The following is a 22,220-nucleotide window of genomic DNA, read 5'->3' on the forward strand; positions in this document are numbered from 1 at the left end:
GGAGGGGACGGAATCGATTCTGAAGAAGCAAAGCGTTCGCGTTTGTCAGCGGATTTTCCCCGCAAATGGGGGAATTCAAAAAATCCGGGGACAACCAGCGATCGAAAGAACGATCCGTACCCGTAACGGCCTCCTGCTGCTCATCAGCCACTTTTCCCGTGTTTAGTCAACAAATCCTTCCAAGATCACCGTGGGCATCATATTGGACTGCCATGCGCCTTTGCCGTAGCCGCCGTTGTACCCTGGTGTTGCCTGAGGTTCCCAGTAGAATACACCTTTACCTTTGCCGTTTGGCAGATTGCGAATCTGGTTTTTCATCGCCGCCACAAAGCTTTTGCCAGCCGCTGCCTGGTTATTGTCCATGCCGATTTCGGATATGATGATCTCTTTGCCATACCGGTTAATTAAATCCTTGGCATTGTTTACCGTATTCGTAACTGCCGTATTCCAACCGGAAGCGGAAGGGTAGAGGGACATGGCAATCATGTCAAAGTTGGCACCGTTATTGATCAGCCCACCAATATTCCATACATAGAGTGCGTTATCATCTCCACCGGCGAGGTGTACAATGGTTTTGGTGTTGGTGCTGATGGACTTCACGGCATTATGGCCTGTGTTCACCAGCCACGCATAGTTTTTCATGTTGGTGGACGCTTTGCCATCTTCCCATAACATGCCGTTACTTGTTTCATTCCCGATTTGTACCCAATCCGGAGTTACACCTTTACTCTGCATGGCGGTCATGACTTCACGTGTGTAATTCCACACAGCATCCATCAGCTGCTGGAACGTATAGTTTTTCCAGGCCGCAGGTTTGGTTTGTTGACCCGGGTCAGCCCAGGAATCGCTGTAATGCAGCGTGAGCATAACACTCATACCTGCATTCTTGGCACGTTGAGCCAGTGCAGCCGCACGTTCTTTGTTCATGTAACCGTTACCATAATCATTCGAAGGATTAACAAACACACGGATACGAACGGAGTTAATCTGATAATCATTTTTCAGGATATCGATAATATCACGCTGTACACCGTTTTTGTCTTTCCATTTGTAACCTTGCGCTTCCATTCCGGGAACCCAACTGATATCGGCTCCTTTGGCGAAGCTGGGTGCTGCACTGGCATGCTGGCCAGCAGGCAGCATAATGGAGGTAAATAACAAAACAAAGACCAAAGCAATGGATGTTTTGAAACCCCTTACATTTCTGAGCATTACAATATGCCTCCTCGAAAATTGAGTTAGTTGCATCCTCATTATATCGGGCATCGTTTGCTCAACTACAGGGTCCTTTTCCAATATTTTGGTTGTTTTTTTAACCACTCCCGGAAAAAAGACAAAACAAAAAGCCGTCCGAAGACGGCTTTTCTACCCGTGGCGCTTTTTGAAACCTTGATCCGTATCCCGCGCCTCCACCAGACTCATTTAATTTGAGCTAGTGGATCGGGTAAGGGACACGTTCAACATGTCATTAGAAATGTTGACGCACCTCCTTTCCTTGTGGCAAGAGTATACAACACTCTTTCCCGGAAAGCTAGTCCTTTTTCATAATTAATCAAAATTATTTTTCGGTCTGGAACATCGTAACATCCCGATCATAATGACTCTTCGTACCGTTATCGTTGCGGATACGCACGCTGTCTTCGCTGATCCGCTCCACAATGCCGCGACCTACCTCGCAGTATACGCCAGCTGGATCTTCCTGCCATGCGGTTACCGTGCATTGGGAGAGTGCAGCCGTGAAAAATTCTATATTTTTTTGTAACGTTCTAGGTTTATTGGATTTCATTATATACTCCTTTAACAAATACTATTTTGGAATGAGAACAGGAAACGAACCATTTTACACTGTACATCACTTTACTCTGTCTACTTCTCTTTGTAAAGGGATGGAAAAAGTTATCGTCATAAGGTATCATTTACATAAATTTTACATAGCATTTACACTGCGATGACGCTTGTAGCCGATTACGAATAGTACAATTAGTTGAGAACATCTAAACAAGGATAGATACGCAACACATTCGGAGGCCATACATGCATAGAGATGTCAAAACAGGCAACTACGTTAACCGTGATTTAAGTTGGGTGGAATTCAATAGACGTGTGCTCCAGGAGGCTCAAGATCCAACAACACCTCTGCTGGAACGCATGAGGTTTCTCGGCATTGTCGCCAGTAATCTGGACGAGTTTGTAAGTGTAAGAGTGGCTGAGACCAAAGAGAAGATCAAGGCCGGATTCACACAAAAAGATTTTACGGGGTACACGCCTTCCGGTCTGTACCGCAGGTTGATTAAACGTACCGGGACCATGGTCGCCGAGCAATATAAAACCTATCGGGAACTCATTCGCCTGCTGGCCAAGAAAGGCGTGAATTTCCAGGAATATTTGGATCTCAATGTGACCCAGCAGCGTGCAATGGACCAGTATTTTCATGAGATCATTTTTCCGGTATTAACACCGATGGCTATTGATTCGAGCCGGCCATTCCCACTGGTACACAATAAGTCTGTTTATCTGTCGGTGATGCTGCAGAAGGAAGGGGAGCAGGAAGACGAGCCGTTTTTGGCAATTGTTCAGGTGCCTTCCAATCTGCCACGGGTGGTGCAGGTGCCCCTTCGGGCGAATAGTAAAAAGAAAACGTTCATCCTGATAGAGGACCTCATCAAACATCATATTCATACACTCTTCAGCGGGTACGTTCCGCTGGCAGTACAGGAGTTCCGCGTAACCCGGAATGCGGATCTTTCCATTAATGAAGAGGAAGCCGAAGACTTGCTTGAAGCCATTGAGAAGGAACTGCGCCGCAGACGCCGGGGAGCGCCGGTACGACTGGAAATATGCAAGGATTTTCGCCCAGACGCGTTGCTTGAGCTCCAGGAAGAGTTCGATATTCAGGACCCCGTGTACGAAATCGATGGGCCGCTGGATTTAAGTTTTCTGGCTGGATTTGTGGATAGTCTGGATGGGTTCTCTCATCTAAAATATACTCCCGTGCAGCCGGTATACCCGCTGGAATTCCTTCCACGCGAGAGTCATTTCGAACTGCTGCGCAAACGCGACGTACTTGTTCATCATCCATATGAGTCGTTCGAACCGGTAACGGACTTTATCCTGGAGGCATCAGAAGACCCGCGCGTGATGGCCATCAAGATGACGTTATACCGGGTGAACGGGGACTCCCGTCTCATTCCTGCACTGGCACATGCAGCAGAGAGCGGCAAGCAGGTGACCGTTGTCGTTGAATTGAAAGCCCGCTTTGATGAAGAACGAAACATTGCGTGGGCCCGCACGCTGGAGAAGGCCGGTTGTCATGTCGTATATGGTTTGGTCGGATTAAAGACCCATGCCAAGATTATTCTCGTCGTACGCAGGGAACAGAGCGGTCTGAGAAGATACGTGCATGTCGGAACAGGCAACTATAATGAAAGTACGGCCAAAGTATACACCGACGTGGGGCTGTTCACCTCCAATCCCATTATTGGTGAAGATGCATCGGAATTGTTCAATGAGATTACCGGCTATTCCGGACCGAAAGCGTTGCAGGCATTTCGCGTCGCTCCAGACGGTATGAAGGATGAATTGTTTGCACTAATTCGCCGCGAAACGGATCATGCCCTGAAGGGGAGAAAATCCAGAATCATTGCCAAAATCAATTCCTTATCCCATCAGGACATCATTGATGAATTATATCTGGCCTCTCAGGCTGGTGTGCAGATTGATCTGATCGTACGCGGCGTGTGCTGCTTGCGTCCCGGGGTAGAAGGACTGAGTGAGAATATTCGGGTAATTAGCATCGTAGACCGGTTTCTGGAACACTCCAGACTGTTTTATTTTGAAAATAACGGTAACCCGGATGTATATCTGTCCAGCGCAGACTGGATGACCCGTAATTTGAAGCGGAGAATTGAATTGATGTGTCCGGTATTTGATCCGGAACTGAAGAAGATGCTGGTCGACATTTTGAATCTGTCGCTTATGGATAATGTGAAGGCAAGAGAGCTTATGCCAGGTGGTAATTATGTATTTGTACAAAATGAAAAACCCCCGCTGAGAAGTCAGACGGAGGCGCTCGGCATTATTCCTTGGAAGCCTGCTGAATGGAGTGCGATAACTTAACTCCCCAGGCTTCCTGCAGATCTTTCACGGCCTCATCGAGGCTGCTCAGTTCCAGTAACGGCTCGCCTGTACAGATGAATTGCATCTGCAGCGAGTCGTTTTCTTTTGCTGCCTGTATGGCGGTAATACGTTCAGACCGACTAATGGCTTCGGCCACTCGCAGCAGAGAGCCCAGGCGATGCGCATGTCGTTCATCTGAATCCTTCAGAACGTCCCGGTGCTTCTGAAGCAGCTGAGGCGTTCTCTTTTTGGGATGGTAATCAGCTGCAATCGCGCTCAGGATGGTCTCTCGATGAGACAGCCCATAGATACTGGCATTCATGATCCAGTAGGCCGAGTGCTGTGGATACCGGAAATAGTTAATCTGTTTTCCAGCCATATGCAGCATGGAAGAAGCATACAGAATTCGGGCATCTGCCGGATCAGGGGGGGTGCCCTGCAAAGCAGTATACATCGTGATTGTGTCCTGATGAACCCGGTGCAGACGGTTCTCCGGGATCGGCGGACCGAAATGGATGAAGTTACGAATGCTGTCCTTCAGTGCGTCTGGAACGACTGGCTTACCTTCAGCCATGAGATCTCGCAACAAACCGTCCCGTAAACCCGCTCCACTCACAACATACCGGTCACCTTGGATCATTCGAAAGACAGTCCGCAGAATCAATACACCCGGAACAATAATATCTGCACGATCCTTGGCCAGTCCGGGGACTTTCTTGCGCTGTGCCGAGGTTAGATGCGGCAATGAACGAGCGATATTTTCCATTTCTTCTGCACCGATTTCGTAATGATGTGTAACCGGTAAAGAATATTGCGTTCGCTTCTGCTCCACTTTGGCCAGTGTACGCATCGTCCCGCCAAGCCCTATGAGAGGCAGGCCCGGATGCTGCCTTATCCAGTCCTGTTCGCTTAATGCTTCAATAACCTCATTGCAAAGTGCAGCAGCATTAGCCTCAGACCACTGATCTTCCGTCCCATAACGGGCGTATGAATTAACGGCACCGATAGGAAGTGAAATACTGTGCAGTCTTTTACGATCACGGAATACAGTGATTTCGGTACTTCCCCCGCCAATATCCACGACAAAACCGTCCGCCAGTTCAATCGATTGTGTAACGCCAAGAAAACCGTAATAGGCTTCCTGATCCCCGGATACTCGTTCAACCTGAAGTCCCGTCTCCGCTTCGAGCCAACCTATAATTTCGAGGGCATTGCCAGCATTACGAATCGCTGCTGTAGCCGCAGCCCGGATGAGCTTGGTGTGATACGCTTCGCAGGTAGCCTTGAACTGCTGCAAAATGGTAATGGCTTTATCCAGTGAATGTCTCAGGATGGTGCCGTTTTGTTCAACGACATTGCTCAGACGAGCGGCATATTTGTCTTCATGAATGATGCGGTAAGCTCCGTCAGGGTCCATTTCATAAATGACGAGACGAATGGAGTTGGAGCCGATGTCAATAATTCCAAGTGTTTCGTTATGTGTCATAAGCATCTCCTTCTACAGAGGTTGATCTACCCTACCCGAAGTGCAGCAAGGCAGCCATGGCTTCCGGCGAACCCGGAGGCGTGGAGGAGAAGGGTGTGGTTAACATTACTACAATGATGAAGACGATGAAACAGGCAAATATAATACAGCTTGCGGCAAACCCGCGATTACGTTTTTTGATAAACAGTCGAATACCTGTAACAAAGAGAAGTACCGTAACGGCTACCAGAACGATCGACATTGCAACATAAGCTACGCCATACAGTGATTTGAAAAATGCTTCCATTTGTTCTGAACGCTCCTTAGATCCTCAATTTAAGCCTTTCCATACCATTCTTTAGTAGCATACGACAGTTTGATGCGTTTGAAAAGCAGACCGGGCGCATGTTCCGACCTTGGGACACGCTTCTGGACGATCTCCACGGAAAAGGGGCCCTCGCCTTGGACAGACATCCAAGAAAGCATGACTCCAGTTGAGTATGTATAAGGAAGGACCATTGTTCAGGAAAGGAGATTGACCCATGTCGAGACAGCTTGCAAGCAAATGGCTGAAGACAGCAGCACTTATGAAATATCCGGTAGCGGCTGTCCATATTCCACAGACGATGGCATTCAATTCGAGAAATCTGCTGCACATGCTTAGCCGCTATGGAATGGTATATATTAAACCGGTTGTCGGAGGTGGCGGGTACGGTGTCATCAGAGTATCCGCAAGCGGAGAAACGTATCGGTACACTCATATGATGGTCACTCGTTCTTTTACCAGCTACAACCAGATGTATCACTCCCTGATCCGTGTAAAAGCCAGACGAAGATACCTGATTCAGCAAGGTGTTCATCTTGCGACGATCCACGGCAGACCGGTGGATTACCGTGTCAAAGTGGTCAAAACGGAAAGGGGCTGGGTATTCCGTTCCCTGGTAGGGAGGCTTGCGCGCCCGGGATTAGTTGTGACGAATCTTAGCAAGGGAGGCACAATGCTTTCCGGCAGGAGAGCACTCGGTATGTCGCTGCCCCATATTTCCGGAAGACACAAACGCCGGGAGATGCGTTCACTTACACTCACCTGCACACAAATTATGGAAAGACAATTTCCAGGGGTAGGGCAGCTAGGTTTCGATTACGGATTGGATCATTCAGGCAAGATCTGGATTCTGGAAGTGAACACCAGACCTCAATGAAAATAGCAAAAAAATCTAAAAAAAACCAAAGAAAATCCGATAGTAAAATAGAAGGAAACGAGATGGAAAACGTTTGAAAATCAAGGAGTGCGGGTAATTTACTCGCAAGCAAGTCTTGAAACTATGAATTTATTCTAAAAAAAATACTCTGATAAACGTTCTGTTCGATAGGATACGGTCCTGTGTATAAATACTGTCCACAATATCCCCGTTGATCAATCAACATTTTTACCATTTATCAACAAACTATACACAGGATTTCCACAAAACGTTGTGGATAACAAGAACGCTTGTTCTCTTTATAAATCTCTGATATGATAGTTTTGAGGAAAAAAAAGGAAAGGTTGTGGCGGGAAATGGCTATGTTATCCGATGAGATGTTATTGGATTCCTACCATAAGGCGATTGAGTTGAATCTCGAACGAGATTTCATCGCACTGCTGTTGGCAGAAATCCATAAGCGCAAACTGGGTACCGACGTATCTGCCATTCTTCACTAGAGATCCTCATTGCAGGCAATGTTACAGGTTACCGGACATGTCCCATAGATGGACAGGCCATAGCGTGCTTGTCTGGCAGTGGTGACAGAACATCATATGATTGCAAACGTTTTCGGCTTCGTCTGCCATGTCAGAGGAAGTTTGAAATACGTAGGGGCTGTATGGTCCGGTGTAATCGTCCAATTTGCCGCATTCTGACAGTCCCTGAAGGCAGTGGGGACAAGCCTGCTCCGGTACAACCAGACCGTTACACAGCGGGCATATATAAGACAAGGGTATCCCTCCTGATGTTGGATTCATTCAGGAGTAAGATACCCTTTTTTGTGTCTTTTATATTCTATATGATTCCATAAGGAGTTAGCGCTTCATGTTACTACTGTGTCCCGGGGACAACTTGGCGTCCGGGTCGAAGTAAACCTTGGCATTGTTGACTGCGGTTGGTGCTTCACCGAATCCGACAGCAATCAGCTTCAGCTTGCCTGGATAGGTTGTAATATCTCCGGCAGCATAGATGCCCGGAATTGACGTTTCCATGCGGGAATCGACGACAATGGAATTGCTGTCGATCTCGATGCCCCATTCAGCGATCGGTCCCAGAGAAGATACGAAGCCAAAATTGACGATCACATCATCCACTTCGATTTCCTGGGTTTCCTTCGTTTTGACATGAGCCAAAGTCACCTTGGTAATGCTGTCTTCCCCATGAAGTTCCGTGATTTCCGTAGGTGTAACCACGTTCACTTTGGAATTCATCAGGTTTTCGACACTGTGCTCATGGGCACGGAATTTGTCGCGGCGATGGATGAGAGTTACTTGCTCAGCGATCGGCTCAAGCATGAGCGCCCAATCGACAGCGGAGTCACCGCCACCGCTGATCAGTACTTTTTTGCCGGCAAAGGCGTTCAGATCACTGATGAAGTAGTGCAGATTGGTTTTTTCAAATTTGGCCGCACCTTCAAGCTCCAGACGACGGGGTTCGAACGCGCCTACACCCGCTGTGATGATTACGGCTTTGGCATGGTATTCATTCACATCGGTTTTTACAACGAAATGACGTTCTTCCAGTTTCTCTACCGACACAACCTTTTCTTCCAGGCGAATGTTCGGGTTAAAATGATTCATTTGCTCCACCAGGTTGTTCACCAGTTCCTGAGCAGTAACTTTCGGGAACCCGGCTACATCATAGATGTATTTCTCGGGATAGAGGGCGGCAAGTTGTCCACCAAGTTGTGGCATACTTTCAACCAAAGTAACGGATGCCTGGCGCATCCCTCCGTAAAACGCGGCGAACAGGCCCGCAGGGCCGCCGCCAATAATAAGCAAATCGGTCATGTCATGACCGGCAGTTTGTGCAGTCAAGAATCAACAACACCTTTCTTATTTTAATAGGTAGTTAACAGAAATAGTGGAACCGGGTACATAGTGTAACCCGCAGTTGTTGCTGAACTGTCTTTCTCATTATAAACGGTGTATACAGGGTTGCAAAGTTGACAGTTTGATGAATCTGGGAACAATAGATGAACATCAGGTGATAATAGGATGAAATTGGAAATGAAAGGTTATGAAAGATAACAAAAAAAACCTTGATATTTGCCAGAAATACAGATATCCTTGACCTGTACTATGTGTTTTTTTGTCTAATTTAGCTCCAATTTGTAATGTGAAGACAATACCCGCGTTTTGTTGAATCTTGTGTATAATTTCACAATTTTAACCGATAACTTGCATGCAAAAAGTTCAAATAAATTCGCGAAGTTAACATTTGTCGTCATAATGGATAAGACCTCATCAATATGGGTAAGTAAGAGCCTTTTTACAACAAAACAATCGAACGGCTGATGCGAGCGAAACCGGAAGGGGTATAGACATGAGCAGTATTCCCAAAATCGTCATCCTCGGCGCGGGCTATGGCGGGATTCTGACAGCCCAGCGGCTGCAGAAGGAATTGAATTATAACGAGGCCGATGTCACTTTGGTGAACCGGCATGATTATCATTATATCACCACACATCTACATATGCCGGCAGCGGGCACAGATACCATTGAACATGCAAGGGTTCCCATTTCAAAGCTGATTGACGAGTTCAAGATTGATCTGGTCAAGTCTTCGGTGAAGGAGATCCGCCTGCAGGATCGGAAGATTATTCTGGAGGACGGCACGCTATCCTATGATTATCTGATCATTGGATTGGGCGGAGAACCGGAAACCTTCGGTATTCCTGGCATGCTTGATCATGCGATGACCATTCGCAGCATTAACTCGGTCAGACGGATTCGTGAGCATATCGAATATCAGTTTGCCATGTACAAAAACGATAATAAGCGTAACCGCATTCGTTTTGTTGTGGGAGGCGCGGGCTTTAGTGGTGTCGAATTCGTGGCTGAACTTGCGGATCGAATTCCTCAGCTTTGCAAGGAATTCGATGTGAACCCGAAAAACGTGCACATTTATAATGTGGAAGCTGCACCTTCAGCCCTGCCGGGCTTTGATCCGGAACTGGTAGAACATGCAATGAACGTGTTGAAGAAAAAAGGGGTTACTTTCAAAATCGGTGTTCCGATTAAGCAATGTCTGCCTGACGGGGTCATTGTGGGTGAGGGAGAAAAACTGGATGCAGCAACGGTCGTCTGGACCGGCGGTATTCGGGGTAACGCTTTGCTTGAACAGGCAGGCCTTGAAGTGATGCGTGGACGGGTGAAAGTCGATGAATATCTGCGTGCCCCAGGGCATGAGCATGTCTATGTCATCGGTGACAATTCACTGGTGTTTAACAACGAAGGGCGGCCTTATCCGCCAACCGCTCAGATCGCAATGCAGCAGGGTGTTAACTGTGCCAAAAACGTTGTCGCAGCCATCCGCAAGAAGCAGCCTCAGCCTTTTGAATTTACAAGTAAGGGTACGGTGGCGTCACTGGGGAAAGGTGAAGCTATCGCCGTCGTTGGCGGTAAGAAATACAAAGGCTGGAAGGCAGCTCAACTGAAGAAACTGGTGGATCTCCGGTATTTGTTTATCATCGGTGGTATTCCCCTCGTACTGAAGAAAGGGCGGTTTTTTGGATGAGACATTGCAGTGTTCAGGTCAGAGGACTACTCACACGCGAAGAATTGGATCGATACAACGCCCTGATGCAGGTTGGCGGTTATCTGGAGGAACAGGATCAGTACGATCTGGCTTATATTGTTCAGAAGGAAGTCGATATTCTCATTTTGCCAGCGATCGAGCGGCTTAAGGAGAAGGGACGTGACCGTGACCGGGCAACGGCCGAATTTCTGGAGTCTCTGAAAGCGGTTGATGAAGAGGATCAGGATTAAGATTTAGAAGGATCCGTTCAAGACGATATATATGAATATAGTATAGATATGAAAAAAGCACCGCCGACATTGACCTTTACAGGAGATGTCGCGGTGCTTTATTTTGCAATTGGCTCCTACAGCTTGAGCATGTCTTCCAGTGTTTCTTCGTTCAGCAAGCTTCCCACATAGAAAGAGCCGAATTCGCCATAACGGGCACTGACTTCGTCAAAGCGCATCTCGTATACAAGCTTCTTGAATTGAAGTGCATCATCCGCAAACAGCGTAACGCCCCATTCCCAGTCGTCAAAACCAACGGAGCCCGTAATGATCTGTTTCACTTTACCAGCATAACTGCGACCGATCATGCCATGGCTGCGCATCATGGTGCGGCGCTCATCCATGGAGAGCATATACCAGTTGTCGTTCAGCTCGCGTTTTTTGTTCATTGGGTAGAAACAGATGTATTGACGCTGTGGCAGGACCGGCTTGAGGCGGGCGATGATTTCCGGATTCTGCATCGGGTCTTCGCCTTCTTTGCCCAAATAGTTACTCAGTTCCACTACGCTGACGTAAGAATACGATTTGGTCGTGTACTGGGCAAACATCGTTTTGTTGAAGGCATTCTCAACGGCCTTCAGATCTTCCAGCGTTTCACGCAGATGCATCATGACAAGGTCAGCTTTTTGGCCTACAACCGTATATACGACTGTGCTCCCTTGGGATGAATTCTCGACTTCCTTCCATTCTTTCCAGAATTCCTCCAGCTCGTCCAGTGCTACGGCACGTTCCTCATCATCGGCTGCTTTCCAGGCGGCCCAGTTAATCGAGCGGAAGTCATGCAGGGCATACCAGCCCTCCAATGTTGATGCGGCTTCGTTCATGAATTGTATTCCTCCTGCAGGGTATATTTCCAAATCCCGGTAAGGGACGGTTGAATGCATTATCGTCTTTATTGTATCCCAACAGGAAGCAGAAGGGCAAATGAACAGAGGGCGATTATAGGGAAATTTGTCCAGAAAGTTCGTTGCTTCGCCACATTTTTTGCGGTACACTATCTACTATCCATAGTGTGAGAAAACCGAGTCAGTGAAAGAAGAGGTGAACGTCACCCGATGCAGTTCATACCTGTGCTGGTATTGATGGTATTATTTTTCGTTATGATGTTTGGTATCGGTTTCATTCTGAATATGCTGATGAAGACAACCTGGTTCCCTTCCTATCTGTTCATCATCGTCATTCTGCCTGTCGTGGTATATTCCTTGTGGGATCATACGGCATCGCTGATGTCACATTTGGGATCCTTCCATATTGTAGACTATATGACAGGCATAGCTGGACTTGCTGGAGCCATTATTAGTGGCTGGACTATTCGCAAACTTCGTCTGGGTGGATACAAAATGTTTTAATTGGCCGGCAAAGGAAGTTTTTGCTGACCGTAACATTCCCTAAAGGTCTTGCCTTTGTCGTAAACGCTTACGAATGCAAAGGGGAGGCTTTTTTGGCGTGCAGTAAATCGTACGCATTATTATCGGGCTGCACCTCATATACTTAGGGACAGCTATTCTCCAGATCGTCACTTGTTTTCTATGGCTGTAATCTTTTATAGTAATCTAGCAACTCTGCGAAAACGTGAATGCTGTCGACCTAGGACGAAATGGAGCGAGAACAGGTTCGTTTTTTACCTGTTTTTGAGCATTTGAGGATCGGACATTTATGATAGAATAGATAAACATACTTTTGGGGAGAAGGAGATCAAGCTATGCGCATGAACAATATGCACCATTATACTGAACATCATCGCTACTGCGTATACCGGGAGTTTGGACTTAGTGCCCTGGATGACCGTATGCTTACCGGAGCGTATCAGCCCATGGTAGGTGCCTTTGCGGTTGGCTTGTATCGACTGCTTTTTCAGCATCTTCCCGGTGAACAGGTCGGTTACTCGGCGCTTGAACAGCAACGGAGGCTGTTCATGACGCTTGGACTTGAGCCAAGCGAGAAAGGACGAAAGTATTTGGTGGAGCAGGCATCCAAGCTGGAGGCTGTGGGACTGCTTCAGACGGCAAGGCTGTACATTCCGGAAAACGATGATTACATCTATGAATATGAGCTGCAGCCGCCGCTCTCTCCGGCAGAGTTTTTCCGTACACAGCATTTGACACTGCTGCTTCGTGACAAGATCGGCAAATTCGCCGTACTCTCACTGCGTTCCGGTTTTTCTGCCATAGAGAGCGGTGAAGCCCCTTACCCGGCCGCCAATAAAGAGAATATTTCTGTTCCTTTTTACGATATATTTGAATTGAACACCCATGTCATTGATTATGAGTTGGAGCAGGCGTTATCGGAAGTATCGACTTCGGCTCAGCGCAGCGGAACAACGGGTGTAGCCGAAGAGAACAGCTTGAATTATGCCGACATTATCTTGCGTTTTCCGCGTGAGTCGGTCAATCGTCGTCATGTGGAGCAACTACGGTTCGATCATGAACAACTCGGCATTGTGAATTATGTGGTGAACAAGTTCAATCTCAGCGTACAGGATGTATGTCGTTTGCTGGATGAGGATGATATCTTCAACCCACAGGGACAGCTCGTGCTGGATGATCTTCAACACAAGGCAAGCCTGCAGTTCAGACAGACCAAGAAGCGCCATGAGCAGCAGACGGTGCAGGCAGCGAAGGTTGTTGCTCTAAGACAGCATATGGAGGAACCTGAGCGAAAAGAGGACTCTGGTGAGCCGCCTGTCGAACACGTGGTACAAATGGAATACTACGTCGAGGTGCCTCCGCAATTTTCGACCAAGTGTGATATTCATCAATATAATATGATGCTGCGCAATGAGCCTTACACCCGACTGCTTCAGACGTTCTTCCCTGGAGCCGTACCGGACAACCTGGTGGACATTTTTGAGAAAATCGATCTCAGTTACAAGCTGCCTGGTGAAGTGATTAATGTGCTGATTCATTATTTGATGGCATTGCTTGTATCCGGCGGTGAGCAAAGAATTAACCGCAACTTCGTTGAGGCCATTGCCTCCAACATGCTGCTTAAGCAGGTGAACTCCTATGAGAAGGCGGTACAATATATTCGCGATCAAGCCAAGGTCAAAGGCAAACAGGCTGCTGGTGCAGCTGGAGCCCGTTCCCGTACATACGGCAAAGGAACCAAAGCCAAACCCGAAATTCCGATTGTACAAGACATAGGCGCCGAAAGTGATGCCGTATCCGAAGAAGAGTTCGAAGAGATGATGAGGTTCGCCCAGCAGATGCAGGCAAGCAAGCAAAAGGGAACCTCATAACTTTTATTATAGAAGACCCAAAGGCGAGTCACCTAAATCAAAGGAGACTTGCCTTTTTTGCTAGATGATTATGTGTTATATCTTTGAACAATACATAAATGACTTTTATTCTTTCAAGGAAAAGAGGAGGGCCCCGATGGCGAAATGGGATAATATGCTGTCTATGCTTTGGATGCTGCGATCCGGAAGAAAGCTCACCGCCGCTCAGATTGCGGACAGTTTGGAGATTAGCGTCCGTACCGTGTATCGATATATTGACGCATTATGCGCCAGTGGCGTGCCGGTCGTTGCGGAATCGGGTCATGATGGCGGTATTCGTATTCTGGAGAGTTTTAAGGAAACGCCATTGTTCTTCAACTCCGTAGAGCTGAAGGCACTTGTGGATGCGTTTAAATTTGCTCAAGGTGCTGGTTATCCGTATGTGCAGGAGCTGGAGCATGCGTTGAAGAAGGTGGAGAACGGACTGCACGAGGAGCAGCGCCACGATCTGTCTCGCCACCAGAGCAGCTTGGACGTCGTTTCTTCAGCGCGTGCACCTTCTGTTGTTCCGTTGCTGCGGGACTTGGAACAAGCGACGAACGACGGGCGTACGGTCCGTATGGTCTATCGCAAAGCGAATGCGGAGCAGGCTGACGAACGTGAAGTCGATCCATATGGGCTAGCGTATGACCGAAACGAATGGTACGTTGTCGCATTCTGCCATCGGTCGCAGGCGATGCGGACGTTTCGCGTCGAACGAATCGAACGGCTGGAGTCAACCGAAGCGAGGTTTGGCAAGCCGGAGTCTTTCTCTGCGTCCGCGTTTTTCTGTGAGCAGTCCAACCAGAGACGTGAGGCAGATGGACCGCTGACGGTTATCCGTATCGAGGGGCAGCCTGACACGCTTAATATAGTTTGCGGCCACTGGCATCTGCGCCACTATTTGACGGAACGAACCGATCGGGAGGCACGGTTTCTGATCGATGTTCCGACGATGAACAAATACTTACCGACATATCTCCTGACGTTCGGCACGGCCATTCGCATCCGCGAACCACTGGAGTTGAAGCGGCGGATTCAGGAAAAGGCATACGGTATCGCCAAACATTATGAAGCTGATGTGGATTGAAGTTCGCTGACAACATTTGTCAGTGAACTTGTTATATGATAAAGACAAGGCTGCGGCAGCCAAACCATGTGAAGAAGGGAAAGGTGAATTCATTGATGCTTCAACAACCATACCGACTTTATGACTATCATGTTTGGGCGAATGATCGGTTGTTCACACACCTGGAACAGCTCCCGAAGGAGGTATTCCATGCGGAAGTGACGAGCGTGTTCCCATCCGTATCACAAACATGTGCACATATGTACCTGTTCGAACAGCTCTATATGCTCCTGCTCGCGGAAGTTCCGAACGAGGAGATTTTCTCGAGAATCTCGGGCTGGACAGAGGAAGCACAGGGCAAAACCGTGAATGAGATGCGAGAGCTGTTCGACAGCGTTTCCGAACGTTTCCGCGATTTATTGAGGCATACGCCTGACCCGGATAAGAAGATGACGATCGAGCATCCGAAAAGCGGTAAAATGGAAACACATTTTTCCGATATCTTGCAGCATGTTGTCAACCACGGGACGTATCACCGGGGCAATGTGACTGCGATGTTGAGGCAACAAGGCTATACCGGTGTGTCAACGGATTACATATTTTACTTGTTGGAACAGCAGAAAGTTCAACGTTAAAATGATTAAGACAAAAACAGGCGAATCCCCTGATCCATGGAGACTCGCCTGTTTTCTTTTTTAATTAATGGATAATGGCATCCCTTTTATCGCAGAATCGTCGTTGCTTTATTGCCGACATAATCTTCGATAACGAGCTTCAGAGAGCTGCTGCTGGACGCAGGCGTGAAGGTCAGCTCACTCAGCTTCGTTCTGCCCCGAATGATATAAGGGAATTTCTGCGATACGTAAGTCACTCCGAATTCGCGTGGTACCCCATTTTCATAGACATATATTTTGTACCAATCCTCCAAATCAGGCAATGCGAGGGTGTACTTTCCATCCTTTACCGTAACCTTTTCCTTGGCGTATGGTGTAATCTGAGTATCTGACAGTTGTCCGGTTGTTGTGACTGGATGCTGCTTGCCAATGGCAATATCCAGGACGTAATGTTCACCATTGGTCGGAAGGCCCTTCAGAATGGCAGACTGTTTTCCTTTTTTAACCTGAAGTGTCTTGGTGAAAGGTTCTTTCGTATACTCGGTTTGAAGTGTGATCTGGACTGACTCGTTACCTTTACCTTTGTCTTTGCCTTTGTTCTTCTTCGGGTTTTTCCAACGGACAATGGCATCGCCATTGTTATTGAATTTCACATCAATGTCCTGAACAGCTGCATTCAGATCATAGGACAGGACGGTTGCTTCACTCTCGGTACCATCCGCGCCTACAGCACGAATGGACAGTTCGCCAGCGGTATGTTTGAGCGATTTAATATAAAATGTGGAGTCATACACGCCGCCGACATAAGCGCCGTTCTCATACAGATTATATTGCTTAACCTTCGAATAGTCCTCGATATCCCATACGACAACCAACTCATCGGTGTTGGTCAGTGCTTTGGCAATATGGAATCCGGTTGGAGCATTCGGTTTGGCGGCAGAACCGTCAGATATACGAATCTCACCAATGTTTATCTGATATTTTTCAATCGTAGTGCCGTTAGGGTCGAAGGATAGACCAAAAGCTGCAACGGCCTTCCCTTGGTATGCACTCAGATCGAGTGAAGTAGTCTTCCAGCCTGACGTGTGCTGACCTGAATCTGGCACTTTGACTTTGACCACTTTGGTTGGTTCATCCTCGAAGATTAGTCCGACATACATGGAGGAAGCGTCGTTGACAGACGGTTTATTATAGGTGAGTTCCAGTTTGGATTGGGCGTTAATCGACAGATCCGTCTTGTACAGTCGCAGGAAATTGTCCGCATTCAGACGTCCGTTGACGACCAGAGAGCTGCCACCGGTGAACGCACCAATCGAATCATAAGTATAGCGGGCACCTTTTTCATAGGTTGGACCATAGTCAAAATCAACAGTGAGTTTGTCACCTTGGCTTTCCATCCACCACTGCCAGGTGACCGGGATATCCTGAATATTAATATTGGACCATTCGGTTTTATTGGAGACTGTTCCGTCCTCATAATATTGCAGACCATGGCCTGTATTGAAGTTGGTCACAAAATTGGAGCCATGAATGACGGAGCGTTCGGTGAGGTAAGCGGCGATGCCGTCCCACTTTGCACCGGAAGCATACACATCGGACAGATCGGCGGATGATGTACGGCGTGCGTTGGTTGGGTCCTGATTCGGACCTGACCACCAGGCGCGGTCGCGCACAAAGGTCATCCACTGGTACTTATCTTCGGCTCTATGATTGGTGCTGCCGTCGCCCATCTCTTCATCCAGAGCATTATGGGTAAAGTCGGCACCTAGCGTTGCAATACTGTTCATCGGCTGGCCGTTCTCGTCCAGATTGTTGCGCAAATCGTAGAGCTGCTTCCAGCGGCCAAACTGGTCATTCCCACCTTCGATGCCGGCAAATACCGTTTCCAGTGGATCGAGTCCCAGGCTAACGGCATGATCGCGAGAATCGCGCAGCATGTCATGGTTCCAGACATAATTCAGGAAAATCGAATCCGAGACTCTACCTAATGCAGAATCTTGCACAAAAGGGCTGTTAAGTCCGTTAAACTGGTTCTGGTATTGAATTTTGCCCGTTGTATTAATGGTCGAATCATACCACTGGACATATAATCCTGCGTCTCTGAGATATTTCATGAATTTCTTGTAAGAAGGGATATCTTCAGGGGCTACGCCTTTGGAAACTTCTTCCTGATTGAAAAAATATCCATCGTAGTTATAATATTTTGCCATTTCGATCAGCTTGGCAGCGACTGGGAAATCCCCTTTTTCATCCTGCACAAGCATCTGCTTGTAGGTTTGAGGTCCGCGATCATTATCGGAGAAGAAGATGTTGGCGATGGATTTTACGCCATTTTTGTGTGCTGCATTGGTGTAGGCCGGATTTGGAATATTCAAAATGCCAAACTCAAAGTATTTTTCCGTCCAATCCTTATTGGGGTCATACAATTCCTCAGGCACGCCAGCAGAAGCCATACCATGCCAATAGCTATAATAGTCTGTATATTGCCAATAATTAAAGAGATACTGACTGAACTCGTTCGTGTAAGGAGTGCTGTCAAAGAACGCGTTGCCGTAATCCCCACTCATCGTAAACAACTGGGTGTCCGGGCTGAGTTCAGGGTAAGCTTGCGTGGCCGCAAAGGCATCATTGCGTGGCTGCAAAGGGACATGGGCACGAAGCAGATCACCATGGATATCACTTTCGGGTGTCCAATTCAGAATCTGGGCAGCGGTGTAGCCATGCTGATAAGGCTGATTTACTCCCTTGGCGCTGTCACCCGTATAAGGGAGCGTGTCTCCGGCATACACGGATGAGGCAATGACTTGTCCAAGCAGAGCTGAAGTGAGTACCATAGCGGTGACCTTGGGAATGAAGCCTTTGGGTTTGGAATTGCGTGTCATGTTGTTCCTCCTTCAAGTCGAATGAATGTAAGGTATTCTTTTACACAAAAATTAACTTATGGTCAACGATAGTGCATGAAAGCATTTTCAAATAGGGTGAAATTAAAGAAACACAGGTATAAACTAAAGAAAAGTTCCAGGTGACAAGTTAATGTCAGAAGGCAGATGATATAATTTAGACATGAAATGAGCAGCGGGGGGAACTTGCGATTTGAAAATTGTTAGCGTTTACAAAAATTTCTTCAAAAATAATATGTTTATGAAGATGCTGTTCATCTTCTCCATGATTTCGATTGTAACGATTATCACCTTGTCTTATATCATCTTCCTGTCGGTGTCCGATGCAACGATTCGCCGGGAACTGGCGATCCAGAAGGCAGCTATGGAGAGTGTTGATCGATATATGCATCAGCAGTATGAATCGGTGCAAAACATGGTAAGGGACATGCATCAGAATGAGGCGCTGTCAGCCAATATTACCTATTTGATGAACCACACGTATGCCGAATATGTGCAGCATGTGACGAATGGGTATTACGCGAATCAGGATGATTACTCTGCTGACGTACTGAAGCATTTTCAGAACATCATGGATCGCAATTCGGATATCAACCAAGTGATGTTATATAGTGCAGAGCGGCAGGATCTGTCCTCCTTCAATCAACATAAGCAGTTCAGAAAGTTGAACACCAATGTGGCCCATTCCTATATTCCTGATGTCATGGCGATGGAGACACCGAATATCAGCGCACCAAACTATTGGATTCGTAAAGAAATGAATCAATGGGATCCTGCGCTATATGCGATTCGTGTGCCCATCAACAATACACAGACTCTTCGTAATTTGGGTCAGTTTCTTGTATTCTTTGACTCTGCCGGCATTGGCAATGCTCTCGATAGTTACGAAAGTAACCTCAAAGGAGAGATTGTAGTCCTGTCAGCCAAGGGTACGGTCTTATTCGACTCCAACAGCAACTATTATGGGAAGAAATACCCGTACCTGAATGTGGCCGATTCGTTGTTTGATCAGACGGATATGGATTCGATGAAGAAGGAACAGAACATGTATGTGAATAAATTTGTCTCTGCAGATCAGGGATATGTGGTTGTGGGCACGGTTCCTGTGGATGAAATGGCGGAAGCCTACGCGGGTACACGCAATACCATCGTTTCGATCAGCATCATATGTCTCCTGTTTGCCGTATTGGTTCCGGCGTTTTTTATTATTAATTTTGCCAAACGTACCCGAAGAATTATTCGTTTCACCCAAAAGGTGAAATACGGCAACCTGACAGCACGCATCGATGATGCCCGTGATGATGAGCTCGGACAGATCTCGCACAGCTTTAATGATATGCTGGATGAACTTAATCAGTATATTGAACGTGTCTACAAAGCCGAAATCAAACAAAAGGAGACGGAACTGGTTGCACTTCAGGCCCGAATTAATCCGCACTTTCTCTATAATACGCTCGAGGTCATTCGGATGAGGGCGATTTCGCAGGGAGCGAAGGATGTCGGCGAGATGATCTACAGTTTATCCGTGTTATTCAAGAGCCTTGTTCAACAAAAGAAAAACTATACGTTAAAAGACGAGATGGAAGCTTGCCGTTTATATCTGGAGCTGTTCCGGATTCGCTATAAAGACATCTTCATGTATACGATTCAGTTGGACCCTGAACATAATCAACATCCGGTGGTCAAGCTATCCCTTCAGCCCATTATTGAGAACTATGTGGTGCACGGCATCCAGACGGAACGTTCGGATAACCAATTATCAATTGTTGTTGAAGAGTTGGATGACGTATTGCAGGTTGAGGTTAGAGATAACGGCAAAGGCATTGAGCCTGCGCGCCTGACGGAGATTCTTGAAGAACTGGAACGTCCGGAAGAATCGGGCCAGATGTTCGGACTGCGCAGCGTTCATACCCGTTTGCGTTTCTTATACGGACCGGAATTTGGCATCACGATCGAGAGTACACTCGGAGAAGGAACCCTGATCAGGGTACGTTATCCTCATACAGAAGGGACAGGTATTTAATATGTACAAGGTATTTATTGTGGATGATGAACCGTTCATCATTGAAGGATTGTACGATATTTTGGATTGGTCGTCGTTTGATATGGAAATTGTAAGCCATGCCGGCAATGGACAGGCCGCATTAAATGCTTTATCTGCGCAGCCTGTAGACATTCTGATCACGGATATATCCATGCCATTCATGAATGGTCTCGATCTGATTCGGGAAGCAAGGCAATTGCAGCCTGACATCAAGGTGATTATTCTTAGTGGTTTTAATGAGTTCGAGTATTTGAAGGAGGGCATGCAGCTAGGCATCGAAAATTACCTGCTCAAACCGATCAATGTGGAAGAGCTGGAATCAACGCTTCGCAATACGGCTTCCAAGCTCGACCATGCGTTGTCTCCTCAAACGGATGATGCTTATGGTGTTCAGATTCTGAAAGACAACATCCTTCACCGATGGCTGACGGGACAGATTGCGGCCACGGAATTCGAGGAACGGGCACAGTTCTTGAATCTTTCGCTGGATGCACCTGATGTTGCAGTAGCTGTACTGCGCACTAAAGGGGAAACATCCGGCATCTTCGAGCGAGTGGAGGGTATGCTCAAGGAAAAGTCTTATGTAAACGTATTTCATGACATTGATGGAGATATCGTCATTGTTGCCAATGTGCATGCAGGCGAGGATGAGAAGAAGAAGTTTATGGAGTGCCTTGAGGCATTATCCGCTGCGCTGTGTGAGACACATCCTTCTGCTTTGATTGGGGCAGGAAGTCTGATGCGCGGACTTCACCATGCTCCAACAAGCTATCAGGAGGCGAAAAAGGCGCTCCAGTATGTGATGATCTACCCCGACCTTAAAGTGATCGATCATGCCATATTGGAGAAGGGTGGAAGCGCTGCTTCTTCCTTCTCGATCGATTGGAAGGATTACGCGAAGCTCATTCTATCTCGCAATGCAGAGCTGCTTGCGGAGCGTATTCGGGTCGATTTTGAACAGCACCGCGACGGGGTTACTCCTGCTGAGTTGCAGAACATCGCACTGGAAGTAGTCATTCGATTCAAGATGGAACTGGAGGGCATCAAACATTCGGATGAATCGGCTATTTACCAACGCGGACTTCGCCTTGTATTGGACAGCGGCACCTTTGATGAACTTGTACAGGCTCTGCAGCAGGTCGGCACAGAGACCATTCAGTCCCTCCTTCAGGACCTGAAGAATCCAATCGTCAATCAGGTGCTTCAACATATTGACAAACATTACGCAGAAGAGCTTTCCCTGAAGCTGCTTGGCGCTCACTACCATCTTCATCCGGTATATTTGGGACAATTGTTTCACAAGGAGACGGGTGAGACTTTTGCGGAGTATATCAATAAATACCGGATCGAGCGTGCCAAGGAGCAGCTGCGCAATTCGAATCTGAAAGTACATGAGATCGCCAGGAATGTGGGGTACTGGGAGACCGGATATTTCTATAAACAGTTCCGCAAATATGTAGGAATTTCACCAACCGATTTTAAGGTTTTTGGATAATTTCCAGTGGATCACCGATTGGACCAGTGGACTGAAATAAATGAGACATTCTGGGGACAGGAGGGCACGCCATCGTATTGGTGCCAAATGTCACTCAGCATGTCTTTTTGATGTAAGCGATTTATTCAAAACGGTACAAATTAATGAATAGGTACGAATTTCTCTTTAATTTGTACCTCGAAATATTAAGTTTATCTTCTTTTTGAAA

The 22,220-nt window shown here is 47.2% G+C and carries 19 protein-coding genes; 11 read left to right on the top strand and 8 right to left on the bottom strand.

Features of this window, described 5'->3' with window-relative positions; translation table 11 throughout:
* Positions 1-162: 162 nt before the first annotated feature.
* Together PPA03S_RS14845 and PPA03S_RS14850 are read right to left on the bottom strand one after the other, a co-directional pair.
* Positions 163-1,143, bottom strand: a complete 981-nt coding sequence (locus tag PPA03S_RS14845) for a glycoside hydrolase family 53 protein (RefSeq protein WP_245683631.1) — start codon at positions 1,141-1,143, stop codon at positions 163-165.
* Positions 1,144-1,558: 415 nt separating this feature from the next.
* Entirely contained in the window at positions 1,559-1,786 is a 228-nt protein-coding gene (locus tag PPA03S_RS14850; RefSeq protein WP_062324090.1) for a hypothetical protein, read from the bottom strand.
* Positions 1,787-2,034: 248 nt separating this feature from the next.
* Here PPA03S_RS14850 and ppk1 point away from each other — a divergent pair, with 248 nt between their 5' ends.
* A complete protein-coding gene (gene ppk1, locus PPA03S_RS14855) occupies positions 2,035-4,116 on the top strand; it encodes a polyphosphate kinase 1 (RefSeq protein ID WP_062324091.1) in 2,082 nt (693 codons plus the stop codon).
* On the opposite strand, the gene PPA03S_RS14860 is transcribed toward ppk1, so the two are convergent.
* A complete protein-coding gene (locus tag PPA03S_RS14860) occupies positions 4,076-5,602 on the bottom strand; it encodes a Ppx/GppA phosphatase family protein (protein WP_062324092.1) in 1,527 nt (508 codons plus the stop codon). The two genes, ppk1 and PPA03S_RS14860, sit on opposite strands and share 41 nt — an antisense overlap.
* A gap of 31 nt (positions 5,603-5,633) precedes the next feature.
* A complete protein-coding gene (locus PPA03S_RS14865; RefSeq protein WP_062324093.1) occupies positions 5,634-5,888 on the bottom strand; it encodes a hypothetical protein in 255 nt (84 codons plus the stop codon).
* Positions 5,889-6,123: 235 nt separating this feature from the next.
* Between PPA03S_RS14865 and PPA03S_RS14870 the strand changes: the two genes are divergently transcribed.
* Entirely contained in the window at positions 6,124-6,783 is a 660-nt protein-coding gene (locus PPA03S_RS14870; RefSeq protein ID WP_062324094.1) for a YheC/YheD family protein, read from the top strand.
* Positions 6,784-7,139: 356 nt separating this feature from the next.
* Positions 7,140-7,283, top strand: a complete 144-nt coding sequence (locus tag PPA03S_RS14875) for a sporulation histidine kinase inhibitor Sda (protein WP_017692430.1) — start codon at positions 7,140-7,142, stop codon at positions 7,281-7,283.
* 21 nt (positions 7,284-7,304) lie between these two features.
* Here PPA03S_RS14875 and PPA03S_RS32880 read toward each other — a convergent pair whose 3' ends face one another.
* Both PPA03S_RS32880 and PPA03S_RS14880 read right to left on the bottom strand, forming a co-directional pair.
* Positions 7,305-7,556 (bottom strand): hypothetical protein, encoded by a 252-nt coding sequence (locus tag PPA03S_RS32880; RefSeq protein ID WP_157284171.1) that lies wholly within the window; start codon positions 7,554-7,556, stop codon positions 7,305-7,307.
* An 84-nt stretch (positions 7,557-7,640) separates the two neighbouring features.
* Positions 7,641-8,615 carry an NAD(P)/FAD-dependent oxidoreductase gene (locus PPA03S_RS14880; RefSeq protein WP_217998944.1) on the bottom strand — a complete coding sequence of 325 codons (975 nt, stop codon included), beginning with the start codon at positions 8,613-8,615 and terminating at the stop codon, positions 7,641-7,643.
* A gap of 535 nt (positions 8,616-9,150) precedes the next feature.
* On the opposite strand from PPA03S_RS14880, the gene PPA03S_RS14885 reads away from it, so the two are divergent.
* On the top strand, positions 9,151-10,344 hold the full coding sequence (locus PPA03S_RS14885; RefSeq protein WP_062324096.1) for an NAD(P)/FAD-dependent oxidoreductase: 1,194 nt from the start codon (positions 9,151-9,153) through the stop codon (positions 10,342-10,344).
* The gene (locus PPA03S_RS14890) at positions 10,341-10,595 is read left to right on the top strand and encodes a hypothetical protein (RefSeq protein ID WP_024632648.1); all 255 of its coding nucleotides are present in this window, start codon (positions 10,341-10,343) and stop codon (positions 10,593-10,595) included. The genes PPA03S_RS14885 and PPA03S_RS14890 overlap by 4 nt, the downstream gene beginning before the upstream one ends.
* Before the next feature lie 116 nt (positions 10,596-10,711).
* Here the strand turns inward: PPA03S_RS14890 and hemQ are convergent, their stop codons facing one another.
* The gene (gene hemQ / locus PPA03S_RS14895) at positions 10,712-11,458 is read right to left on the bottom strand and encodes a hydrogen peroxide-dependent heme synthase (protein WP_024632647.1); all 747 of its coding nucleotides are present in this window, start codon (positions 11,456-11,458) and stop codon (positions 10,712-10,714) included.
* A gap of 231 nt (positions 11,459-11,689) precedes the next feature.
* Here hemQ and PPA03S_RS14900 point away from each other — a divergent pair, with 231 nt between their 5' ends.
* From PPA03S_RS14900 to PPA03S_RS14915, 4 genes are all read left to right on the top strand, one after another.
* Positions 11,690-11,983: a YuiB family protein gene (locus PPA03S_RS14900; RefSeq protein WP_062324097.1), complete on the top strand. Its 294-nt coding sequence runs from the start codon at positions 11,690-11,692 to the stop codon at positions 11,981-11,983.
* Between the two features lie 353 nt (positions 11,984-12,336).
* Positions 12,337-13,872 carry a replication initiation and membrane attachment family protein gene (locus PPA03S_RS14905; RefSeq protein WP_062324098.1) on the top strand — a complete coding sequence of 512 codons (1,536 nt, stop codon included), beginning with the start codon at positions 12,337-12,339 and terminating at the stop codon, positions 13,870-13,872.
* A 136-nt stretch (positions 13,873-14,008) separates the two neighbouring features.
* Positions 14,009-14,980 carry a helix-turn-helix transcriptional regulator gene (locus PPA03S_RS14910; RefSeq protein ID WP_062324099.1) on the top strand — a complete coding sequence of 324 codons (972 nt, stop codon included), beginning with the start codon at positions 14,009-14,011 and terminating at the stop codon, positions 14,978-14,980.
* 95 nt (positions 14,981-15,075) lie between these two features.
* Positions 15,076-15,594, top strand: a complete 519-nt coding sequence (locus tag PPA03S_RS14915; protein WP_062324100.1) for a DinB family protein — start codon at positions 15,076-15,078, stop codon at positions 15,592-15,594.
* A gap of 86 nt (positions 15,595-15,680) precedes the next feature.
* Here the strand turns inward: PPA03S_RS14915 and PPA03S_RS14920 are convergent, their stop codons facing one another.
* Entirely contained in the window at positions 15,681-18,455 is a 2,775-nt protein-coding gene (locus PPA03S_RS14920) for an endo-beta-N-acetylglucosaminidase (protein ID WP_062324101.1), read from the bottom strand.
* A 211-nt stretch (positions 18,456-18,666) separates the two neighbouring features.
* Here PPA03S_RS14920 and PPA03S_RS14925 point away from each other — a divergent pair, with 211 nt between their 5' ends.
* Positions 18,667-20,496, top strand: a complete 1,830-nt coding sequence (locus PPA03S_RS14925) for a sensor histidine kinase (protein WP_062324102.1) — start codon at positions 18,667-18,669, stop codon at positions 20,494-20,496.
* Position 20,497: 1 nt separating this feature from the next.
* Positions 20,498-22,012 carry a response regulator transcription factor gene (locus PPA03S_RS14930; protein ID WP_062324103.1) on the top strand — a complete coding sequence of 505 codons (1,515 nt, stop codon included), beginning with the start codon at positions 20,498-20,500 and terminating at the stop codon, positions 22,010-22,012.
* Positions 22,013-22,220: the final 208 nt, after the last annotated feature.

It is taken from the genome of Paenibacillus pabuli NBRC 13638 (genome assembly GCF_001514495.1).
Classification (GTDB): Bacteria; Bacillota; Bacilli; order Paenibacillales; family Paenibacillaceae; genus Paenibacillus; species Paenibacillus pabuli.